The organism is Cellulomonas sp. S1-8 (assembly GCF_026184235.1).
In the GTDB taxonomy this organism is placed as follows: domain Bacteria; phylum Actinomycetota; class Actinomycetes; order Actinomycetales; family Cellulomonadaceae; genus Cellulomonas.
The window spans coordinates 4,469,712-4,489,970 of sequence record NZ_CP110806.1 but is presented as its reverse complement, the minus strand read 5'-3'; the positions used below and the strand labels follow the sequence as shown (position 1 = coordinate 4,489,970).

The window sequence follows — 20,259 nt, the reverse complement described above, 5'->3', positions numbered from 1 at the left end:
TCGCCCCCGACCGACGGACCCGCGGCTGCCGGTCCCGTGAGCATGCTAGACGGGTTGCCGTCAACGCCGCCCGCGCAGCCGTCGCAGCACCGGTCCCAGCAGCAGGTCGAGCTCGCGCACGTGCAGCAGTCGCAGGAGCCCCAGGTACACCAGGCCCATGACCGATGCGACCACGACGCACTGCAGCACCGCCCCTGGCGCCCCGGCGGGACCGTACGTCTGCAGCAGGTGGAGCGTGCCGAAACCCACCGGCACCGTGACCAGGGCGCCGACACCTGCGCGCACGTGCGTCTGCAGGACGTTGGCGCCGTCGATCCGGCCGCCGAGGCGCCGACGCAGCGTCCTCATCGCGAGGACGGTCCCCAGCACGTACGACAGGCTCATCGACAGGCCCGCGCCCACCACCCACGAGCTGTTCGGGAGCAGTGCCCTGCCCAGCAGGGTCCCGCTGACGACGACGACCGCCATGGCGACCTGCACGGGCACCATGCCCTTGGCGTCCTCGTACGCGTAGTAGACGCGCTGGCACATCGACCAGGCACCGAACGCGGGCAGCCCGACGGCCATCGCGACGACGACCCCCGCGACCGCGTCGACGACTCCCTGCGTCTCCCGCAGAGCGAAGAGGCGCACGACCGGCTGCGCCAGCACGACCAGGCCGGCGCCCGCGACCAGCGTGAACAGCGCGACGACTCTCATCCCCGAAGAGAGACTCGCCCGGACTCCGTCGACGTCATCGTCGTGTGCCTGCCTGGCGAGCCGGGTGAACAGCGCCGTCGCGAGCGAGACGGTGACGAGGGAGTGCGGCACCATGAACACCATGAAGGCCAGGTCGTAGGCGGCGTTGCCTGCGATCTCGCTGCTCGGTGCGCAGTCGACACCTGGGGCAGCGCTGGCGACCCGGGAGACCACGACGTACCCGAGCTGGCCGATCGCGAGGCCGACGAACGTCCACTTCGCCACGGTCCCGGCGCGACCGAGGCCCGACCCGCGCAGGCTCCACCGCCAGCGGTAGCGCACCCCGGCGCGCCGGAGGAACGGGATGAGGACGAGCGCCTGGGTGACGATGCCCAAGGTCGCGGAACCGCAGAGCAGCGCGACCTGTCCGACGCTCCAGCTCACGGCGTCCGGGACGGTGCCGGACGGCTGGACGAAGACCGCGAAGAACACCCCGAACCCCGCGATGGACACGAGGTTGTTGACCACGGGTGCCCACATGTAGGGGCCGAAAGACCCGCGGGCGTTGAGCACCTGACCGAGCAACGCGTACGCGCCGTAGAAGAACAGCTGCGGGATGCACCAGTACGCGAACGTCGTCGCGAGCGCGAGCTGGGCGTCGCTGCACGAGTCGGCGTACACGCGCACGAGCAGCGGCGCCGCGAAGGTGAGGATCACGGTGACACCGGCGAGCAGCGCGAACCCGAAGGTCAGCAGCCGGTCGACGTACTCCTGGCCGGCGTTGCGCCTGTAGGCGCGGACCACCTGCGGCACGAGCACCGCGTTGAGCACGCCGCCCGCCAGCAGCATGTACAGCACGTTGGGCATCTTGTTGGCCACGGAGAACGCGTCGGCCGCCTGCCCGGTGGTGCCGATCGCCGCGACCAGCACCATCGCCCGCAGGAACCCCAGGAGCCGGGACGCGGCCGTGCCGCCGGCCATGAGCGCGGCGCCGCGGCGCACGGCATCGCCCGGTGCTCCCGTCGTCGTGTCGCCCGTCGTCGTGTCGCCCGTCGCCGTGTCGCCCGTTGCCGCGTCGCCCGCCGTCGCGTCGTCCCGCGGCGTCACCGGCTCACCCGGGTTGCCGGGGTCTCCCGGCAGGTCCTGCGGGTCACCGGGGGGTGGGGCGGCGCCGCTCACGCGTCACCTTCCGGCGTGCCACCGAGGACGGGCAGCGGGCGCGTCCCGGCGTCGTCGGCGACTCGCCGCGCCCCGCGGCGCGCGCTCTGGCCGCGTCGGACGGTCCGCACGACGCCCAGCACGAGCCCCAGGGCGAGCAGGGCGCCGACGACGGCCGTCCCGACGGACTCGATCGTGGGGGAGGCCCGTACGACGAACGTCACGGGCTCCGCGAGCGGCGTCCCGTCGACGCTGGTCAGGACCGCCTCGACGACGACCTCGCAGTTGGCGATCGCGTGCACGGCGAGCGGCACGGTCTCCTCGTCGCCCGCGGGCACGACGACCGTCGCGCTGGGCTCGGTGCGCAGGCACGCCTTGCGCGGCGTCGCCTGCACCCGCACGGAGGCCGCCGCGGGCAGGTCGTTGCGCACGGAGAACCGCACCTCGTTGTCGGAGCTGATGAGGTTCTGCGTGCTCGCGGGTGCCAGCGTCAGGCCGACGCGCCGGGCGTCGACCGTCTCGACGACGGCGCCGACGAGCTCTTCGCGGGCCACCGGGTCCTCGCGCCACGCCGTCGCCAGCGGGGCGAGGACCGCGGCGTCGACGCCCGCGAGCAGGGAGGCGGGGTCGTCGGTGACGGTCGCGAAGTCGATGGTGGCGCTGCGGGAGGCCGCGAGCCGGCGCACCTGGTCCGCCGCGAGCGCGTCCGGCACCGCCGCGAACACGGGCGGTGCGGCGCGGCCGTCGTCGGTGTCGGCCGACCCGAGCAGCGCGGTCAGCGGAGCCGTGCGGGACCACGGGCTGCCCTGCACGGCGTCGAGCACCGCCTCGACCAGGGCGGGGTCGGGGGTCGCGTCGCGGGGCAGCGCGACCAGGACGTGCTGCAGCCCTTCGTCGGAGCCGTGGGCGAGCACGGACAGCTCGGCCAGGACGCGCTGGACGACGGTCGCGGTGCTGGCCTCGGGGTCGAGCTGCTCGGGGTCGGCGAGCAGCGTCGTGAGGGTCGCGTCGGGCACGAGGCCGACGATGGTGCCGCCCGCGGTCGTCAGCGGCGTGCGGGCGCCGACGGCGTCGACGTCCGTCGGGACGTCGCCCGGCGCCATGACCAGGACCTGCGCACCGGCCTGCGCGGCGAGGTCGACGGTCGCCTGGTCCGTGGTCGGCCCGGCCGCCCACAGCACGTCGGTGCGGGCGGCGATCGGCGTCCCGCCCCCGGCGGTGGCGCCGACGGCCGCCGCGGACGCATCGACGGCCGCGGTGAGCAGGTCGGTGGCGTCCGCGTGCGCGAGCGCGGTCAGGTCGGGGTCGGACCACGGCAGGGACACGACGTCGCGGCCGACCGACGCGGCGGCGATGGCGTCGCCCCACGCGGCGACGGCCCCCGTGCCGTCCCGCGCGGTCGCGACGAGCGCGGGGTCCACGACGAGCGCGACGTCAGGGCTGGTGCGGGCGATCTGGAGGACCGCACCGAGGCGGTTCCCGGGTTGGACCAGCTCGGTGAGCGTCGCGCCGGGGGCGGTGACGTCCACGCCCTCGGGGACGGCCGCCGGCCCGACGACGGGCGCGAGCACGGACACGCGCGCCTGGGCGACGTCGTCGCCCGTCGCCCACAGGACGAACGAGCGCTGCAGGCCCGCCCGGGCGCGGGGACCCTCGGTGGCCTCGACGACCAGGCCGCGGGCGCCCCACGTGTCGGGGCGGTCCAGCAGGCCGATGTCGTCGGCGGGGACGACGACCTCGAGGTCGACGGACGCACCGGGCGCCAGCGGGGCATCCGCGGCGACCCACGCGGCCCGGTCGCCGACGCGGTTGCCGGTGGCGGGCGAGTCGAGCCACGTCTGCAGGTCCGCACGGGAGCCGGGGCGGATCCGCTCCAGCCGCACCGCGGCGCGCGGCTGGGTGATCTCCTCGGTCGACGTGTTGGTCAGCCGCGCGCGCACGACGAGGTCCTCGCCGGGCCGCAGCACGGCGGGCGTGATGTCGGTGATCTGCACGCGCACGGGCAGGCCGTCGGCGGGCGACGGCGACGGGGTGGGGCTCGGGGCGGCGGCAACGGGCACGGCGAGGCCGGCGAGGCCGAGCAGTGCGAGCAGGGCGACCAGCACGAGGCGGGACGCCCGACGGTCCGGTGCGCTCATCCGGCGGTGAGGACCGAGAGCGCCATCCCGGCGAGGCGACGCTCGTTCGGGTACGCGAGCCGATCGGACAGGTCGACCACCCGGACCCACTCGACCTCCTCGGCCTCCCCGTCGGGGTCGTTCTCCACGGTCAGCTCGCCGTGCAGGGCGCCGAGCAGGAAGTGGTGCACGACCTTGTGCACCCGATGCTCCTCGCCCGAGAACCAGTAGTCGATCACCCCGAGGCGTCGCAGGACCTGACCGGTGATCCCGGTCTCCTCCTCGATCTCACGCACGGCGGCCTGCTCGGGCGTCTCGTCGCCCTCCAGGTGGCCCTTGGGCAGGCACCACTCGAGCCGGCCGGCACGGTTGCGTCGCGCGATGACCGCGGCCGCGTAGTGCCCCTCCTGCTGCAGGACCACCAGGCCGCCGGCGGACGTCTCGTCGACGACCGGCAGCGCGACGGCGTGCGGGCGGGGCAGGGCGCGCGACGGGTCGATGCGCAGCGGGTGCCCCCCGGGCGGCGCCGGCACGCGCCCGGCGCCGGGCGTGTGGGCGGCCGTGGACATGGCGACACTGTAACGACTTCGCGTGACCGTTTCCCTGTGCACGGCCCCGTGCGGTCACGTCCTGACCACGTCCTGGTCATCGGGACGTCAGCCCCAGGCCAGCGGGGCCCACCCCGCGTCGGCGGGCCGACGATGTCTGGCACGCTTGCCCGGTGCCCGACGTCCCCCTCGACCCGCCCGACGCCGCGGCCGTGCAACAGCTGCGCCGCCGCGCGCTGGAGTCCCTCGCCGTGATGGCGCCCGACGCGATCGAGCTGGGGACCCGCTTCCGCGCCGCCGGGCACGAGCTCGCGCTCGTCGGCGGACCCGTGCGCGACGCGTTCCTGGGCCGGGCGAGCAACGACCTGGACCTGACCACGTCGGCGACGCCCGACGACGCCGAGCCGCTGATCGCGCGGTGGGGCGACGCGCACTGGGACATCGGCCGGGAGTTCGGGACGGTCGGTGCGCGCCGCTTCGCGGGCCGGCACGGCGCGGGTACGCAGGACGTCGTCGTCGAGGTCACGACCTACCGCACCGACGCGTACGACCCGACGTCCCGCAAGCCGCTCGTGCAGTTCGGGGACACCCTCGAGGGCGACCTGTCGCGCCGCGACTTCACGGTCAACGCGATGGCCGTCCGCGTGCCGGACCTCGTGTTCGTCGACCCGTTCGACGGCCTGACGGACCTGGCGCGCGGCGTCCTGCGGACCCCGATCGACCCGCGGCAGTCGTTCGACGACGACCCGCTGCGCATGATGCGGGCCGCGCGGTTCGTCGCGCAGCTCGGGTTCCGCCTCGACGACGACGCGCGCGCCGCGATCGTCGACATGGCCGCACGCATCGAGATCGTGTCGGCCGAGCGCGTCCGCGACGAGCTCACCAAGCTGCTGCTCAGCGCCCACCCGCGGGCGGGCCTCGAGGTGCTCGTCGAGACGGGCCTGGCCGACCACGTGCTCCCCGAGCTGCCCGCCCTGCGCCTCGAGATCGACGAGCACCACCGGCACAAGGACGTCTACCAGCACTCCCTCATGGTGCTGGAGAAGGCGATCGCGCTGGAGACCGGCCCCGACGGCGCCGTGCCCGGCCCGGACCTCGTCCTGCGGCTGGCCGCGCTGCTGCACGACATCGGCAAGCCCCGCACCCGGCGCTTCGAGCCCGCGGGCGGCGTGAGCTTCCACCACCACGAGGTCGTCGGCGCCAAGCTGGTGTCCAAACGGCTCAAGGCGCTGCGCTTCGACAAGCAGACCGTCCAGGACGTCGCGCGCCTCACCGAGCTGCACCTGCGCTTCCACGGCTACGGCGACGGCGAGTGGACGGACTCCGCCGTCCGCCGCTACGTCACCGACGCGGGCCCGCTGCTCGAGCGCCTGCACCGCCTGACCCGCTCGGACTCCACGACCCGCAACCAGCGCAAGGCCGCCCGCCTGCGCGCCGCGTACGACGACCTCGAGCAGCGCATCGCGACGCTGCGCGAGGCCGAGGAGCTCGCGTCGATCCGCCCGGACCTCGACGGCACGCAGATCATGGAGATCCTCGGCATCGGCCCCGGGCGCGACGTCGGTGAGGCGTACCGCTACCTGCTGGAGCAGCGCCTGGACCACGGCCCGCTGGGCGACGAGCGCGCGCGCGAGGTGCTGCTGGCATGGTGGGCGACGCGCAGCGCCTGACCCCCAACCGGTCCGACGGCCCCGGCGTTCTTCAAGGTGTGACGACGACCAGGCCCGGGCCGCGCCCATGACGCGCCGTTCCGACGACGTGCTCAGCGAGCTCGTCCGCGACCGCTACCCGGCGCTGCTCGCCCGCGCCCGGATGCTCGTGCGTGACCCCGTGGCCGCGCAGGACCTCGTGCACGACGCGCTGGTCGCGACGTTCGTCGGGCGTGCCCGGTTCACGAGCGTGCCCGCCGCCGAGCAGTACGTGCGGCGCGCGCTGGCGACGCGGTTCGTCGACGGGCTGCGTCGACGGGGGCGTGAGCGCGCGGGCTTCGAGCGGCTGGCCGCGCTGCCGTTCGACGTCGTCCCCGACCCGGCGGAGTCGTCCACGCGGCTGGCCGACGAGATCGAGGCCGCGCTGGCCACGCTCGCACCCCGGGAACGTGCCTGCGTGGTCCTGCGGCACGTCGAGGACCTGTCAGTGCGCGAGACCGCCGCGCTGCTGAACCTGTCCGAGGGCGCGGTGAAGCGGTACACGTCCGACGGGGTGCGGGCGCTGAGCGCACTCCTCGACGTCCATCCGCCCGCCCCCGACCCCGCGACCGTGCCCGTGCACCTGGTGCCGACCGAGGAGGACCGTCGTGGCTGAGCGAACCGGCGACCTGGACGACGTCCTGCGCGCGGCCGAGGCGCAGCGCGAGGCCGCGCTCCTCGCCGTCCCGACGGACGGCCCCCTGACGCGGGTGCGTGCGAGCGTGCGCGCCACCCGGACGCGGCGTGCCGCGCTCGCGGCGACCGGTGCCGCCGCCGCGATCGTGGTCGTCGGTGCGGTGGCCCTGTGGTCCCCGCGCCCGTCGCCGGCACCCGCGGCGCCGACGACGACGTCCCCGACGACGACGTCCCCGGCGCCGACCACCCCGGCCGTCACCCCCCGGGCCACGGGGACGCCGGCAGCACAGCCGACGCCCGTCGAGGTCGGTGGCCTGCCGCCGCTGCTCCCGGCCGGTGCGGACGAGCTGCTCGCCGCACCCGTCGGCAGCGTCCTGGCGCTGTGGACACCGACCACCCTGTCGGAGCTCTCCGACGGCTCCGGCCCGCAGGAGGTCCACGTCGTGCTGGTCGCACCCGACGGCGTCGTCCGCCACGTCACGCGCGCCCCGGACGGCGCGGTCGAGGTCGTCGCCTGGGACCGCGCCGCCGCCACGGCCGTCGTGATCACGGCCGAGGGCGGCGGCGACGGCGCGACCCTCGTCGTCGACCTGCTCACGGGCGCCACGACACCGGCGGCGGCGGTGCCGCGGTACCAGGAACCGACCTCCCCGGACGGCACCGCGACCGCCCGGGTGGAGGGCTCGACCGTGAGCCTGACGGCCGGTGACGACGTGCGCGCGCTCGACCTGCCGAGCCGGTGGTGCGCGCTCGCGGGATGGTCCGACGCGACGCACCTGCTGCTGTCGTGCACCGACCGCGCACCGACGTCGCTGGTCCCCGCCGAGGCCGACAGGCCCGCGCTGCTGCTCCTCGACACCGTCACGGGTGCCATGCAGCAGCAGGCCCTGACGACCGGCGACGTCGTCCCGACCGGTGTGCAGGGCGTCCTGCTGGACGACGGCGCGCTGGTCGCTCCCGTGGACGTCATCGGTCGGGAGGTCGACGAGAACGAGGTCGGGCGGGTCTGCGGCACCGGTCTGGGACGGTTCTCGGGCCTCGAGGGCGTTGCGCTGCCCGCGGTGCCGGCGGGGGATCTGACCTACCCCGGTCTGGTGGCGGCGCCGGGCCGGCTGCTGGTCGCCGGGCCGACCTTCTGCGCGACGGACCTGGCCACCTCGGGCCTGTGGTCGCTGGACCTCGCGACGGGTCGGGTGGACGAGCTGCTGCCGGTCGACGACGGGCTCGACGCGCCCTACGGCCTGCTCTCCTGGACGACGTGGCGGTGAGCATCGGTCGACCCGCGCCACCCGCAGGCGCACGCACCCCAACCGATCCGAGCCCGCGGGCGTTGTTCAGGGTGTGACGACCACCCGGTGCGGAACCCGCTCGTGACGCGACGATCGGACGACCTGCTCGACGAGCTCGTCCGCGAGCGCTACCCCGCGCTGCTCGCGCGCGCCCGGATGCTCGTGCGCGACCCCGTGGCGGCGCAGGACCTCGTCCAGGACGCGCTCGTCGCGACGTTCGCCGGGCGGTCCCGGCTGACGTCCGTGCCGGCGGCCGAGCAGTACGTGCGGCGTGCGCTGGTGACGCGGTTCGTGGACGGACTGCGCAGCCGCGGCCGCGAGCGCACCGCGGTCGAACGTCTCGCGGCGATGCCGTTCGAGAACGCGCCGGACCCGGCGGGTGTGTCGACGGGCCTGGCCCACGAGGTCCAGGCCGCGCTCGCGACGCTGGCGCCGCGCGAGCGCGCGTGCGTCCTGCTGCGGCACGTCGACGACCTGTCGGTGCGGGAGACGGCCGCGGTCCTGGGTCTGTCCGACGGCGCGGTCAAGAGGTACACGTCCGACGGGGTCCGCACCCTGTGCGGGCTGCTCGAGGTACGCCCGCCCGACCCGCACCACGAACGCGGGGACGTCCCCGTCCACCTCGTGCCCAGCAAGGAGGACCGTCGTGGCTGAGCGGACGCGTGACCTGGTGGACGTGCTGCGCGCCGCCGAGGCGGACCTCGCGGCCGCACCGACCGCTGCCGCCGCGGCCCGCGCCCGCGACGCCGTGCGGGCGGCGCGGGCACGGCGCCGTGCGATGGTCGTGGCGGGTGCCGCTGCCGCCGTGGCCGTCGTCGTCGCCGGGGCGGTGGTGTGGTCGCCGCGCGCGGACGCGCCGCCTGCGGGCCCGGGGCCTGCGCCGTCGTCCGGTGCGCACGTGCCGGGCATGCCGCAGCTGCGCCAGGCCGACGAGTCGGACGTGCGCGGTGCGCCCGAGGGCAGCGTGCTCGCCCTGTGGTCGCAGCCGCCGGATGCGTCGTCGACCGGCGCGGCGTCGCCGGCCGCTGCCTCGCGGGGGTCGGCCGAGTCCTACCTGCTGCTGGTGCGGCCCGACGGCGAGGTCCTGCAGCTCGGCCGGGCTCCCGAGGGGTCCGTCCTGCTGATGTCGTGGGACCGGGCCGCGGGCACCGCGTCCGTCATGATGGAGGGCACGGTGGCGACGTCGGTGGTCGACGTGGTCAGCGGGAGCGTCGTGGGGACCGAGTCCGAGCCGTTCCGGGGCGCGGACCTCGTGTCGCCGGACGGCACGGCGCGTGCCTGGTGGTCGGACTCCGACGCGTTCGTCGAGCGGGACGGGGTCGAGGTCCGCCACGACCTGCCGGCCCTGCGGTGCGGCGTGCTCGACTGGGCCGACGACGCCCGCCTGCTGCTGAGCTGCCCCACGCTCGACGCCGCGACCCTGCAGCCGTCGGGGGTGCCCGGCGCCACCACCGTCCTCATGGACGCGGCGACCGGGGCGGTCCTCGAGCAGCGGACGGTGGCCCCGGACGAGATGCGCCCGCAGGGGCCGACGGTCCGGCTCGACGACGGGCGGCTGGTCGCCTGGATGGTCGCGCCCGCCGACGACGACGGGAGCATCCGCACGTGCCCCACGCGCATCGACGAGGTCCGCGGCCTCGACACGGTCCCCTTCGCCGAGATCCCCTCCGACGGGGTCTCGTTCCCGGGCATGGCGCGGGTACCGGGCGGGCTGGTGGTGTCGGGCACCACGGCGTGCGACGGTGCGAGCGGGTCGGCGGCGCTGTGGTCGGTCGACGCCACGGGTGAGGTCACGACCCTGCTGCCGTCGGTCGAGAGCGTCGACGGCGTGCCCGGCCTCCGGTCGTGGGTGGCGGGCGGCTGACGCCTCAGTCGACCCGCACCACCAGCAGGCACACGTCGTCCTCCTGGTGGCGGTCCACGAGCGTGGCGGTGAGCGTGTCGCACACCAGCGTCGCGCTCGCGTCGGGCGGGACGGCGGCGAGCGCGACGGACAGCGCGGCGATGCCCTCACGCAGCCCGCGGTCGCGCCGCTCGACCAGGCCGTCGGAGTAGAGCACCACGATCGCGCCGTGCGGCAGGTCGGCCGACGCCTCCGGGACCGAGCCGGGTCGCACCGGCGGCAGCCCCACGGGCGTGCTGCGTCCGCCGTCCAGGCCGTGCACGCGCCCGTCCGGCAGGCGCACGAGCGCCGGGGGGTGGCCCGCGCTCGCCCACGTCAGGTGCGCCCCGGCGGGCGTGCGCTCCCAGCGGACCAGGACGCACGTCGCGGCGTCGGCGACGTCGAGCGCGCGCACCAGGCCGTCGAGCCGCTCGAGCGCGGAGCCCGGGCGGTCACCGCGCCACACCGACGCGCGCAGCAGCGAGCGCAGCTGACCCATGGACGCGGCCGCGCGCAGGTCGTGGCCCACGACGTCGCCGACGGTCAGGCTGACGGCGCCGTCGGGCAGCACGAACGCGTCGAACCAGTCGCCGCCGACCTCGGCGCGGCGCCCCGACGGCAGGTACGCCGCCGCGACGTCGAGGCCGCCGACGTCGCCCAGCACCGGCAGCAGGCTGTGCTGCAGCGTGAGGGCCGCGTCGCGCTCGGCCAGGTACAGGCGCACGTTCTCGAGCAGCACGCCCGCGCGTCGCGACAGGTGGGCGGCGGTGACGACGACCTCGCGGTCGAAGCCGTCGGTGGCGCGGTGCACCAGGCACAGCACGCCGAGCACGCGGTCGCGGCCCGCGAGCGGGACGAGCAGCGCGCTGCCGAGCCCGAGGGTCTCCAGCAGCCGCAGCTCGGACGGGGTGGTGCGGGCCGGCAGGCTCGCGACGTCGATCGGCAGCGGCATCGGCACGTGGTTCGCGCCCGCGGCCAGCGCCTGCGCGACGCGGGGGGAGCGCGTCAGCCACGTCGTGCCCTGCGTCGCCAGGGCGTGCGCCGCGGCTGCGTGCGCGGGCTCGGAGGACACCACGTGCACCCGCTCGAGGTGACCGGTCTCCGACGTCATCGCGACGAAGCCCCACGTCGCCAGGCGCGGCACGACGAGGTCCGCGAGCGCGTCGACCGCGTCGTCGTACTCGAGGTGCCGCGACAGCTCCTCGCCGATCCGGGCGAGCAGCTCGAGCCGGTCGGCGGTCCGGTGCATGAGGGACAGCTCGAGGGTGCGCGCGGCCTCGCCGACGGCCTCCGTGGTGACGTCGACCTGCACGCCCACCCGGTGGGTGACCTGGCCGTCGGCGTCCCGCAGCTGGGAGATCGCGAGCTTGTTCCAGAACTCCGACCCGTCCTTGCGGGCGTTGATGAGCACCTCCTGCACGTCGTCGCCGCGGGCGAGCGCCGTGCGCATCCGCGTCACGACCGCGGGGTCCGTGTCGGCGCACTGCAGGAACCGGCAGTTGCGGCCCCGGACCTCCTCGGCCGTGTACCCGGTCAGGCGCGTGAACGCGGCGTTCACCCAGACCACCGGATCGCCGGGCAGGCGGGGGTCGGAGACGGTCGTCGCCAGGGGACCCGCCTCGAGGATCGCGCGGGCCAGCGGACCGGTGAGCAGGTCGTGGGGGAGGGCGTCGTCCCCGTCGAGCGTGCGGGGGGCGTCGTCGGGCGGGGCGGTGCGGCCGTCGCTCACGCGGGCGCCCCGAGGGGAGGGGCGTCGACGGGTGCCGGCGTGCGCGGCGCGCGGGCGAACGCGACCGCCCCGGCCAGGTAGACGGCGGCCAGGGCCGCGAACAGCGCGGGCGACCACCCGGTGTCCGGCAGCGCGACGGCCGCGAGCGCGGCGGCGCCGACGAACGCGGCGTTGTACATGACGTCGTACAGCGAGAACGCGCGGCCGCGGTAGGCGTCGACGGTGTCGCGCTGCACGATCGTGTCGACCGCGATCTTCGCGCCCTGCGCGGCCAGGCCCAGCGCCGCGCCGGTGCCCAGGACGACGGGCAGCGACACGGTCACGGCGAGCACCACCTGGCTCACCACGGCCAGGCCCAGGCACAGCACCACCCACACGTGCGGCCCGACGCGCGGGCTCAGCACGGGCGTGAGGACCACGGCCAGCGCGAACCCGGCGGCGCTGGCGACCAGGACCGTGCCGAACGTCGCGAGGCCCGCGGCGGGGTCAGCCGGGTCGGACAGCAGGTTGCGGGAGATGAGGATGCTGGAGATGAACACCGCGCCGTAGCAGAACCGGTGCAGCGCCATGATGCCCAGCGCGTGCGCGGGCGTGCGGCGCGCGACGAGGTAGCGGGCGCCCGCGACGAGCCCCCGCGCGAGCTCCCCGAGGGCCGCGCGCACGTCGGTGCCGGCGGCGCGCTCGTCGGGGCCGAGCTGGTCGGGCGTCAGCCGCGTCGTCAGGGCCGACGCGCACGCCATCACGCCCGCCGCGGCGACCAGGGAGAGCGCGTCGCCCGCGCGGCCCGTCGGCAGCAGCGTCCCGAGCAGGAAGCCCAGGGCGCCGCCCAGCCCGGCGGCCGCCGCGCCGAGCGTCGGGGTCAGGGAGTTCGCGGTCAGCAGCAGGGGCCCGTCGACGACCTTCGGCAGCGACGCGGACAGCGCCGCCAGCAGGAACCGGTTGACCGACAGCGTCACCAGCGCCAGGACGTACACCGCCGGCCCGACGCCGCTCGTCAGCATGACGACGGCGATGACGAGCGTCAGGGCGACCCGCACGAGGTTGCCGTACAGCAGCACCTGCCGCCGTCGCCACCGGTCCAGCAGCACCCCCGCCCACGGCCCGACGAGCGTGAACGGCAGCAGCAGCACCGCGAACGCCGCCGCGACGCCCGTGGCCGTCGACGCGTTCTCCGGCGAGAAGAAGAAGAGGGTGGCGAGCCCGACCTGGAACATGCCGTCCGACGCCTGGCTGACCAGCCGCACGGCGAAGAGCCGACGGAAGCCGGTCAGGGGCCACAGGGCCCGGAGGTCGGAGATCACCTGCACGCGCCCAGGCTACGACCCGGCCGACCGTCGCCGCTCCCACGCGACCTGCCCCGAGGGGCCGGGCGCCGCTGCCCACAACCGCGCGACGCGCCCCGGCGTTGTAGTGGTGACAGGGTCGGACCAGAGAGGTGACGACGATGGCAGGGACGACGTGAGCCCCGGGTGGGCGCCGACGCTCGACCGGCTGGTGGACGAGCGGTACAGCGGGTTGGTCGCGTACGCGACCGTCCTGTCCGGTGACCGGTCGACGGCGCCGGACCTGGTGCACGACGCGCTGGTCAGCACCTTCACGGCGCGCGCGACGTTCGGGTCGGTCCCCCAGGCGGAGGCGTACGTGCGACGCGCGATCGTGTCGCGGTTCGTCGACCGGTCGCGGCGAGGCGGACGCGAGCGCACCGCCGTGGTGCGTCTGGCGCACGCCACCCCGGAGTCGGTCGAACTGCGCTCGGACCTGCTGGACGCGGACGTCGCCGCGGCGCTGGGGTCGTTGTCGGCGCAGCAGCGGGCGTGCGTCGTCCTGCGGCACCTCGACGACCTGTCGGTGCGCGACACCGCGCGCCTGCTCGGCATCAGCGAGGGCGCGGTCAAGCGCTACGTCTCCGACGGCGTCGCCACGCTCAACCTGCTGCTCGGTACCAGCTCACCCCCGGGGGACGAGACGTCGCCCGTCACGCTCGTGGACCGCCGAGGAGGCGCGTCGTGACCGATGACCTGACCGCGCGCCTCGAGCGCGCGCTGGACGCCCAGGAGCAGCACGAGGGCGACCTGCGGCCCGATGCGGCCGCGCTGGCCGACCTGCGGTCCCGGGTCGCCCGCGGTCGACGCGGCCGCGTGACGCAGCACGCGGCCGTCGCCGCCGCGGCCGTCGCCGTCGTCGGCGTGGCGGGGTGGTTCGGGTTGCAGCAGCGCACCACGCCCGAGCCCGCCCAGACACCCACGCCGTCGCCGACGGTCTCGGTGACGCCGACGCCGACGCCCACACCCTCCCCGACGCCGAGCCCGCAGGCGGACGCCCCGCCGCTGGAGCCGGTGTCGCTGCCCGGGCTGCCGCCGATGTTCCGGGCGCCCGAGGGCATCCTCGAGCAGTCGGGGCCGGGCTGGTTCCTCGCCGCGTACGCCTCCACCCTGTACGAGCCACCCCCGGGGGTCGACGGCAGGCGTCACGTGCTCGCCCTGTCGGCACCCACCGGGGAGCTGTACCACCTGTTCGACGTCGACTCCGTCGGGATCACGCCGGTGCGGTGGGCGTCGCCGGGCGTCGCCCGGGCGATCGTGGGGGGCGGGCCGGAGGAACCCGGTGTCGGCACGGTCGACCTGCTCACCGGTGTGGTCACCGTCGACGACCGGCTCCCGGCGGGCGCTCAGTGGGTCGGCATGTCCGGCGCCGACGAGCTCTGGCTCGCGTCGACGTGGGACGAGGACAGCACCCTGTACGTCGTCCCGGCGGAGGGGCCCGCGCGTGAGCTCACCGTGCCCCTCGTCATGGCCCAGGTGTCGCCCGACGGCCTGACCGTCGCCGGCAGGGTCGCGACGAGGGCACTCGAGGCGGTCGACGTCGCGACGGGCCGTCGCACGGCGTTGGCGACCCCGCCGGGTCAGACCTGCGAGGTCGTCGGCTGGCTCGACGCCACGGGCGTCATGGCAGCCTGTGTCGACCCCGAACCCGACCCGCCCACGTCCCAGTGGAACTGGGACGAGCACGGAGGGCAGGTCGTGCGCCTCGACCTCAGCGGAGCGCCGGCGCAGACGCTGACCACGCTGGGACCCGACGGCGTCGTGCCGTACGAGGGGCACCACGTGCGCGACGGGGTGCTGATCTCGTCGTCCGCGCCTCGCCTGTCGAGCACCGACTGCTTCGAGTACTGCTACGGCGGCGCGTACCTGTGGACCGGTGGCGACGTGCGACCCGTGACGACGTCCGTGGACCTGCCCGACCAGGTGTGCGACGTCGGGGTCGGCGGTGACGGGCTCCTGGTGAAGACCGCCGGTGTCTGCTACGAGGAGCCGGTGGGGTCCCAGTGGTGGACCGTGGACGAGGCCACGGGCGCGACGCGCCTCGTCGCCCCGGCGCTCTACACGGAGCTCGGCATCGGCGCCTACACGGTGGTGGAACGCTCCTGACGGGCCCGCAGGGGAAAGCGTGAAGGGTTGTTGCCGCGAGACGGCAACAACCCTTCACACTTCTTGGCCGCAGGTGGGGCCGCAGCGGAGCGCCGGTCCGCGCCAGCCGCGTGTCGTGAGTGCCGTTGCCAGCTGGGTGGCCGTCGCGCACGGGGTCGACGCGACGTGACGCCACCGGTAGCGCAGGGTCAGCTCGGTGCGCTCGACGAGCACCGCGTTGTCACGCCACGTGTCACGGTCCGTCCGCCCGTCCGGGTGCGCCAGGCGGCCGTCGAGCTCGACGCGCACACCCCACCCCTCGAAGACCCGGTCGGCACGGACCCACCGCCCGTCCACGACCTGCCGGACCTGCGCACGCGAGCGCGGCAGGCCGTGCGCGCGCTCGACGTCCCGGTCGTACCGGCGTTCCAACGGCGACTCGACACGGGCGTCCGGGTCGCCGAGGACGTCCACGACGAGCGACCGGCGACCCTGCCACGGCCGCGCCGCCAGCTCGCCCAGCACGCGCAGCGGCAGGGCACCGGTCCGGACGGCGTCGCACAGCACGCCGACCGCCGCGTCCTCGTCCCGCGCGTCCTGGACGAGGTCCAGGAGCGTCGCCTCCGGACCCACGCACCGCAGCGCACCGCCCGCGTGCGGCATCCGTCGGCGTCGGACGACCACGAGACCGGGCTGCGGGCCCACCAGCCGGTCGGCGGGGACGCTCACGACGATCACGGCACCCGGTGACGCGACGAAGCCGTGCACGAACCCCGCGGACCGGTGCGACAGCGCAGCACCGGGCCCCGCCGCGAGCAACGCCGCGCGAGCGCGCTGCCGCCAGGTCACCGGTCCGGACTGCAGCACGACCACGCCACGGAACATCCGCTGCCAGTGCCCGGCCCGCACGCGGCGGGCCGTCACGGTCGGGCCGATCCCGCCGAGGGCGAGCTGCCCGGTCGTCGCGACGCCGTCCTGCCGCACGACGCGCGCCCGCACCGCCGCGTCGAGCCGCTCGAGCCCCGGCAGCGGCACGTCGCGCACCCCGCGTGCGGAAGGTCGCGGCGACCACGCCTGCCCGCTGTCCCCTCTGTCCACCGGCCCACGGTCCCGCACCGAGCCCGCCGGGAGAGGCGTGCCCCGGAATCTGTGGACAACCCCTGTGGACAACCCCTCGGGGGGCACGACCCCAACGTCGTGCGACCCTGTGGCGTTTCACTGGTGTGGACGACACGACGCACAGGACGGGGCCGCGATGAGCCCGGGGTGGCAGCCGATGCTGCAGGCACTCGTGCAGGACCGGTACGGGGCGCTGGTCGCCCGGGCGACCCTGGTCACCGGGACCCGCGCCGAGGCGGTGGACCTCGTCCACGACGCGCTCGTCGCCACGTTCGGCGCCGGCGCCACGTTCGGCACCGTCGCCCAGGCGGAGCAGTACGTGTGCCGGGCGATCACGTCGCGCTCGATCGACCGGGCACGGCGCCGGGGACGCGAGCGGCGGGCGGTCGAGCGGCTGCAGGCCCTGACGTCGGGCAGCGTCACCGACCCGGACCCTGACGTCCTGGGGGCCGACGTGGTGGCCGCGCTCGCGGACCTGGCGCCACGCGAGCGCGCGTGCGTGCTGCTGCGTCACCTCGACGACCTGTCCGTGCACGAGACCGGCCAGGTGCTCGGCCTCAGCGAGGGCGCCGTGAAGCGGTACACCGCCGACGGCATCGCCCGCCTCAACGCGCGGCTCGGCACCACCGCACCCGCGTCCGACGTCGTCGCCGTGCACCTCGTGCCCGGGGAGGAGAACCGCCATGACCGATGACCTCGCCGCCCGCCTGCGGGCCACGCGCGACGCGTACGAGGAGCGCGAGGCAGGCGCCCGACCCGACGACACCGAGCTCACCCACCTCTACCGTGACGTGCGGCAGCGGCGTGCTGTCCGCAGCCTGCGCTCCGTGGGCGCCGTCGCCGCCGCGGTCGCCGCCGTCGCGACGATCGGCTGGTACGGCCTGCACGCCGCACCGGACGTCGCCCCCGCCGAGACGCCCACCCCGACGTCGACGAGCACCGCGACACCCGTGCCGACGGCCACGGTGACGCCGAGCACCGCACCGGTACGCACCCCGGTCGAGCACCCGGGCATGCCGGCGATGTGGGCCCTGGACGACGACGTGCTCGCGTCGGTCGGTCCGGGGTGGACCCTGGCCACGTACGGCCCGCACTCGCAGACCGACGGGCAGGTCGCCCCGGACCGGGTCGTCCTGGCCTCACCCGACGGCGCGCTCTTCGACGTCTCCGAGCTGCCGACGGACGTCCACCTGGACGTCCTCGCGTGGGACGGCCTGACCGCGACGGTCGCGAGCCGCGACGGGCGGGCGTCGTACGACCTGCGGACCGGCGCCCTCACCCCCGACCCGCGGGGCCTGCCTGCCGGCGTGTCCCTGAGCGGCACGGGCGGCGGGGTCGAGGTGTGGTCGACGCCGGACGGTGCGGCGTGGGTCGTCCCGGCGAGCGGCCCGGCGCGGCGCGTGCCCGACGGTACGTCCGGCCCTGGGCAGGTCGCCGAGCTGAGCCCCGACGGCACGCGTGCCACGACGACGACGCCCGACGGCCGGCCCGCGGTCCTCGACCTGGGCTCGGGCGGGACCCGGCCCGTCGGGATCGACGGTCTGGTCTGCACGACGATCGGGTGGGCCGACGTGGACACCGTCGCGCAGCTGTGCACCGACCCGACGGACGCCGACAGCGGTGGCTTCTTCCCCTACCTCCTGGCGGACCCCGACTCCCGTCCGCGGTACGTCCTCGCACCCGCCGACGGCAGCGCCGAACCTCGGGTGCGCGAGCTGCGCACCGGCGACCTCGTGCCCGGTCACGTGCAGCTGGTGCGCCCGGGGGTGGTCGCCGTCGCGGGGAGCCCGCTCGGCGACGACGTCATCGACTGCACGACGACCACGGAGCTGTGGACGGGGGACACCGTGACCCCGCTCGCACCCGAGCGGTCGCCCGACCTGCCGTGGGCGACCGTGTCGGGCGTGCACGGCGACGTGGTGCACGTCCGGCAGTTCGCCGCGTGCTCCCTCGAAGTGGGAGGACCTGTCGACCTGGTCGTCGTCGACACCCTCACCGGCGCCTCCACGGTCCTGCCGCGGGGTCCGGAGGGCGACGACATGATGGTTCCGGGCGCTGCGCTGACGCTGCCCCGCTGAGGAAGCACTCCGGGGGGAAAGCGTGAAGCGTTGTTGCCGGGAGACGGCAACAACGCTTCACGCTTCGTGCGGGTGGGGCGGGGTCAGCGCTCCAGCTCACCTCGGATGAAGGCCTCCACCTGCTGGCGGCCGAGGGTGTCCTCGGTCTGGACCGGGGGGGACTTCATGAAGTACGTCGACGCCGACAGCAGGGGGCCGCCGATGCCGCGGTCCTGGGCGATCTTCGCGGCGCGCACGGCGTCGATGATGATGCCGGCCGAGTTGGGGGAGTCCCAGACCTCGAGCTTGTACTCCAGGCTCAGGGGGACCTCGCCGAACGCGCGGCCCTCGAGGCGGACGTACGCCCACTTGCGGTCGTCGAGCCACGCGACGTAGTCCGACGGGCCGATGTGGACGTTGCGGTCCTCCTTCTTGCCCGCCAGCGGGCCGTCGTCGAGGTTCGACGTGACGGCCTGCGTCTTCGAGAGCTTCTTGGACTCCAGGCGCTCGCGCTCGAGCATGTTCTTGAAGTCCATGTTGCCGCCGACGTTCAGCTGGTACGTGCGGTCCAGGATGACGCCGCGGTCCTCGAAGAGGCGGGCCAGGACGCGGTGCGTGATCGTCGCGCCGACCTGCGACTTGATGTCGTCGCCGACGATCGGGACGCCGGCGGCCTCGAACTTCGCGGCCCACTCCGGGTCGGACGCGATGAAGACCGGCAGCGCGTTGACGAACGCGACGCCCGCGTCGATGGCGCACTGCGCGTAGAACTTCGCCGCGACCTCGGACCCGACGGGCAGGTAGCAGACGAGCACGTCGACCTGCTGCTCCTTGAGCGTGCGGACGACGTCCACCGGCTCCGCGTCCGACTCCTCGATGGTCTGCGCGTAGTACTTGCCGATGCCGTCGAGCGTGTGACCGCGCGACACCGTGACACCCAGCGGGGGCACGTCGGCGATCTTGATCGTGTTGTTCTCCGAGCTGAAGATCGCCTCCGAGAGGTCGAAGCCGACCTTCTTGGCGTCCACGTCGAACGCGGCCACGAACTCGATGTCACGCACGTGGTAGTCACCGAACTGCACGTGCATGAGGCCCGGGACCTTCGCCAGCGGGTCGGCGTCACGGTAGAACTGCACGCCCTGGACCAGCGATGCGGCGCAGTTGCCGACGCCGACGATGGCGACGCGGATGGAGGTCATCCTCGCTCCTTCTCGTTTCGCGCCTCGGATGTTCCCTCGGCGTCGTCTTCGGTGGCGGCCGGACGGCCACCGCCCTCGGGGCGTGCGCGACGCACGCCCCGCTCGTTGTCGATGAGGTCGTCCAGCCAGCGGACCTCGCGCTCGACCTGTTCGAGGCCGTGACGCTGGAGCTCGAGCGTGTACTCGTCCATGCGCTCGCGGGTGCGGGCGACGGACTGGCGGAACGTCTCCAGCCGCTCGGTGAGCCGGGTGCGCCGGCCCTCGAGGATCCGGAGCCGGGTCTCGGCGTCCGTCTGGGCGAAGAACGCGAACCGCACGTCGAAGTTCTCGTCCTCCCAGGTCGAGGGACCCGAGGACGAGAGCACCTGCTGGAGGTGCTCCTTGCCCTCGGCCGTGAGCTGGTAGACGATCCGCGCACGCCGGCTGGCGACGGTGCGGTCGCCCGGTGCCTCGGCGCCGACGATCCAGGCCCGCTCCGCCAGCCCCTTGAGGCACGGGTAGAGCGAGCCGTACGACAGCGCGCGGAACGAGCCGAGCACCAGGTTCAGGCGCTTGCGCAGCTCGTACCCGTGCATGGGGGACTCCGCGAGGAGGCCGAGGATGGCGGGTTCGAGCACGTCCGTACGTCCGCGCACCTGACCCACCTCCACTCGTCTCGACGCTGCCTGCGTCGACCCGGCGGTCCCGACGTGTGTCGGTCCCGATGTATCAACGCGATACATCAGGAGACTATGTCCCACGCGTCGCGCAGC

At 75.1% G+C, this 20,259-nt stretch carries 17 protein-coding genes; 9 read left to right on the top strand and 8 right to left on the bottom strand.

Annotation, left to right across the window (positions count from 1 at the left end; genetic code table 11):
• Positions 1 to 60 precede the first annotated feature (60 nt).
• From murJ to OKX07_RS20290, 3 genes are read right to left on the bottom strand one after another with little or no spacing between them, the layout of a single operon-like run.
• Entirely contained in the window at positions 61 to 1,857 is a 1,797-nt protein-coding gene (murJ, locus tag OKX07_RS20300) for a murein biosynthesis integral membrane protein MurJ (protein WP_265629809.1), read from the bottom strand.
• On the bottom strand, positions 1,854 to 3,974 hold the full coding sequence (locus OKX07_RS20295) for a DUF6049 family protein (RefSeq protein WP_265629808.1): 2,121 nt from the start codon (positions 3,972 to 3,974) through the stop codon (positions 1,854 to 1,856). Before OKX07_RS20295 ends, murJ begins: the two co-directional genes overlap by 4 nt.
• Positions 3,971 to 4,522 (bottom strand): NUDIX hydrolase, encoded by a 552-nt coding sequence (locus tag OKX07_RS20290; RefSeq protein ID WP_265629807.1) that lies wholly within the window; start codon positions 4,520 to 4,522, stop codon positions 3,971 to 3,973. The genes OKX07_RS20295 and OKX07_RS20290 overlap by 4 nt, the downstream gene beginning before the upstream one ends.
• Positions 4,523 to 4,674: 152 nt before the next feature.
• Between OKX07_RS20290 and OKX07_RS20285 the strand changes: the two genes are divergently transcribed.
• The 5 genes from OKX07_RS20285 to OKX07_RS20265 all read left to right on the top strand — a co-directional run bounded on the left by OKX07_RS20285 (position 4,675) and on the right by OKX07_RS20265 (position 9,978).
• Positions 4,675 to 6,171 (top strand): CCA tRNA nucleotidyltransferase, encoded by a 1,497-nt coding sequence (locus OKX07_RS20285; protein ID WP_322746808.1) that lies wholly within the window; start codon positions 4,675 to 4,677, stop codon positions 6,169 to 6,171.
• Between the two features lie 67 nt (positions 6,172 to 6,238).
• The gene (locus OKX07_RS20280) at positions 6,239 to 6,805 is read left to right on the top strand and encodes an RNA polymerase sigma factor (RefSeq protein WP_265629806.1); all 567 of its coding nucleotides are present in this window, start codon (positions 6,239 to 6,241) and stop codon (positions 6,803 to 6,805) included.
• On the top strand, positions 6,798 to 8,093 hold the full coding sequence (locus tag OKX07_RS20275) for a hypothetical protein (RefSeq protein ID WP_265629805.1): 1,296 nt from the start codon (positions 6,798 to 6,800) through the stop codon (positions 8,091 to 8,093). Before OKX07_RS20280 ends, OKX07_RS20275 begins: the two co-directional genes overlap by 8 nt.
• A 102-nt stretch (positions 8,094 to 8,195) precedes the next feature.
• Positions 8,196 to 8,768 carry a sigma-70 family RNA polymerase sigma factor gene (locus OKX07_RS20270; RefSeq protein ID WP_265629804.1) on the top strand — a complete coding sequence of 191 codons (573 nt, stop codon included), beginning with the start codon at positions 8,196 to 8,198 and terminating at the stop codon, positions 8,766 to 8,768.
• A complete protein-coding gene (locus OKX07_RS20265; protein ID WP_265629803.1) occupies positions 8,761 to 9,978 on the top strand; it encodes a hypothetical protein in 1,218 nt (405 codons plus the stop codon). The genes OKX07_RS20270 and OKX07_RS20265 overlap by 8 nt, the downstream gene beginning before the upstream one ends.
• A 4-nt stretch (positions 9,979 to 9,982) precedes the next feature.
• On the opposite strand, the gene OKX07_RS20260 is transcribed toward OKX07_RS20265, so the two are convergent.
• Together OKX07_RS20260 and OKX07_RS20255 are read right to left on the bottom strand one after the other, a co-directional pair.
• A complete protein-coding gene (locus OKX07_RS20260) occupies positions 9,983 to 11,725 on the bottom strand; it encodes a SpoIIE family protein phosphatase (protein WP_265629802.1) in 1,743 nt (580 codons plus the stop codon).
• Positions 11,722 to 13,032, bottom strand: coding sequence for an MFS transporter (locus tag OKX07_RS20255; RefSeq protein WP_265629801.1), 1,311 nt, complete (start codon positions 13,030 to 13,032; stop codon positions 11,722 to 11,724). Before OKX07_RS20255 ends, OKX07_RS20260 begins: the two co-directional genes overlap by 4 nt.
• A gap of 151 nt (positions 13,033 to 13,183) precedes the next feature.
• On the opposite strand from OKX07_RS20255, the gene OKX07_RS20250 reads away from it, so the two are divergent.
• Positions 13,184 to 13,735, top strand: coding sequence for an RNA polymerase sigma factor (locus OKX07_RS20250; protein ID WP_265629800.1), 552 nt, complete (start codon positions 13,184 to 13,186; stop codon positions 13,733 to 13,735).
• The gene (locus OKX07_RS20245) at positions 13,732 to 15,153 is read left to right on the top strand and encodes a hypothetical protein (RefSeq protein WP_265629799.1); all 1,422 of its coding nucleotides are present in this window, start codon (positions 13,732 to 13,734) and stop codon (positions 15,151 to 15,153) included. Before OKX07_RS20250 ends, OKX07_RS20245 begins: the two co-directional genes overlap by 4 nt.
• 54 nt (positions 15,154 to 15,207) lie before the next feature.
• On the opposite strand, the gene OKX07_RS20240 is transcribed toward OKX07_RS20245, so the two are convergent.
• A complete protein-coding gene (locus OKX07_RS20240) occupies positions 15,208 to 16,230 on the bottom strand; it encodes a hypothetical protein (RefSeq protein WP_265629798.1) in 1,023 nt (340 codons plus the stop codon).
• A gap of 178 nt (positions 16,231 to 16,408) precedes the next feature.
• Between OKX07_RS20240 and OKX07_RS20235 the strand changes: the two genes are divergently transcribed.
• Together OKX07_RS20235 and OKX07_RS20230 are read left to right on the top strand one after the other, a co-directional pair.
• Positions 16,409 to 16,945 (top strand): sigma-70 family RNA polymerase sigma factor, encoded by a 537-nt coding sequence (locus OKX07_RS20235; RefSeq protein ID WP_265629797.1) that lies wholly within the window; start codon positions 16,409 to 16,411, stop codon positions 16,943 to 16,945.
• The gene (locus OKX07_RS20230; protein ID WP_265629796.1) at positions 16,935 to 18,329 is read left to right on the top strand and encodes a hypothetical protein; all 1,395 of its coding nucleotides are present in this window, start codon (positions 16,935 to 16,937) and stop codon (positions 18,327 to 18,329) included. The genes OKX07_RS20235 and OKX07_RS20230 overlap by 11 nt, the downstream gene beginning before the upstream one ends.
• Before the next feature lie 83 nt (positions 18,330 to 18,412).
• Here OKX07_RS20230 and OKX07_RS20225 read toward each other — a convergent pair whose 3' ends face one another.
• A complete protein-coding gene (locus tag OKX07_RS20225; RefSeq protein ID WP_265629795.1) occupies positions 18,413 to 19,507 on the bottom strand; it encodes an inositol-3-phosphate synthase in 1,095 nt (364 codons plus the stop codon).
• A complete protein-coding gene (locus tag OKX07_RS20220) occupies positions 19,504 to 20,142 on the bottom strand; it encodes a PadR family transcriptional regulator (RefSeq protein WP_265629794.1) in 639 nt (212 codons plus the stop codon). Before OKX07_RS20220 ends, OKX07_RS20225 begins: the two co-directional genes overlap by 4 nt.
• Positions 20,143 to 20,259: the final 117 nt, after the last annotated feature.

Bases quoted from the DNA above. Each gene is read 5' to 3' on its own strand.
- OKX07_RS20230 (WP_265629796.1), top strand. From the start codon at position 16,935: ATGACCGATGACCTCGCCGCCCGCCTGCGGGCCACGCGCGACGCGTAC.
- OKX07_RS20225 (WP_265629795.1), bottom strand. From the start codon at position 19,507: ATGACCTCCATCCGCGTCGCCATCGTCGGCGTCGGCAACTGCGCCGCA.
- OKX07_RS20290 (WP_265629807.1), bottom strand. From the start codon at position 4,522: ATGTCCACGGCCGCCCACACGCCCGGCGCCGGGCGCGTGCCGGCGCCG.
- OKX07_RS20235 (WP_265629797.1), top strand. From the start codon at position 16,409: ATGCTGCAGGCACTCGTGCAGGACCGGTACGGGGCGCTGGTCGCCCGG.
- OKX07_RS20295 (WP_265629808.1), bottom strand. From the start codon at position 3,974: ATGAGCGCACCGGACCGTCGGGCGTCCCGCCTCGTGCTGGTCGCCCTG.
- OKX07_RS20280 (WP_265629806.1), top strand. From the start codon at position 6,239: ATGACGCGCCGTTCCGACGACGTGCTCAGCGAGCTCGTCCGCGACCGC.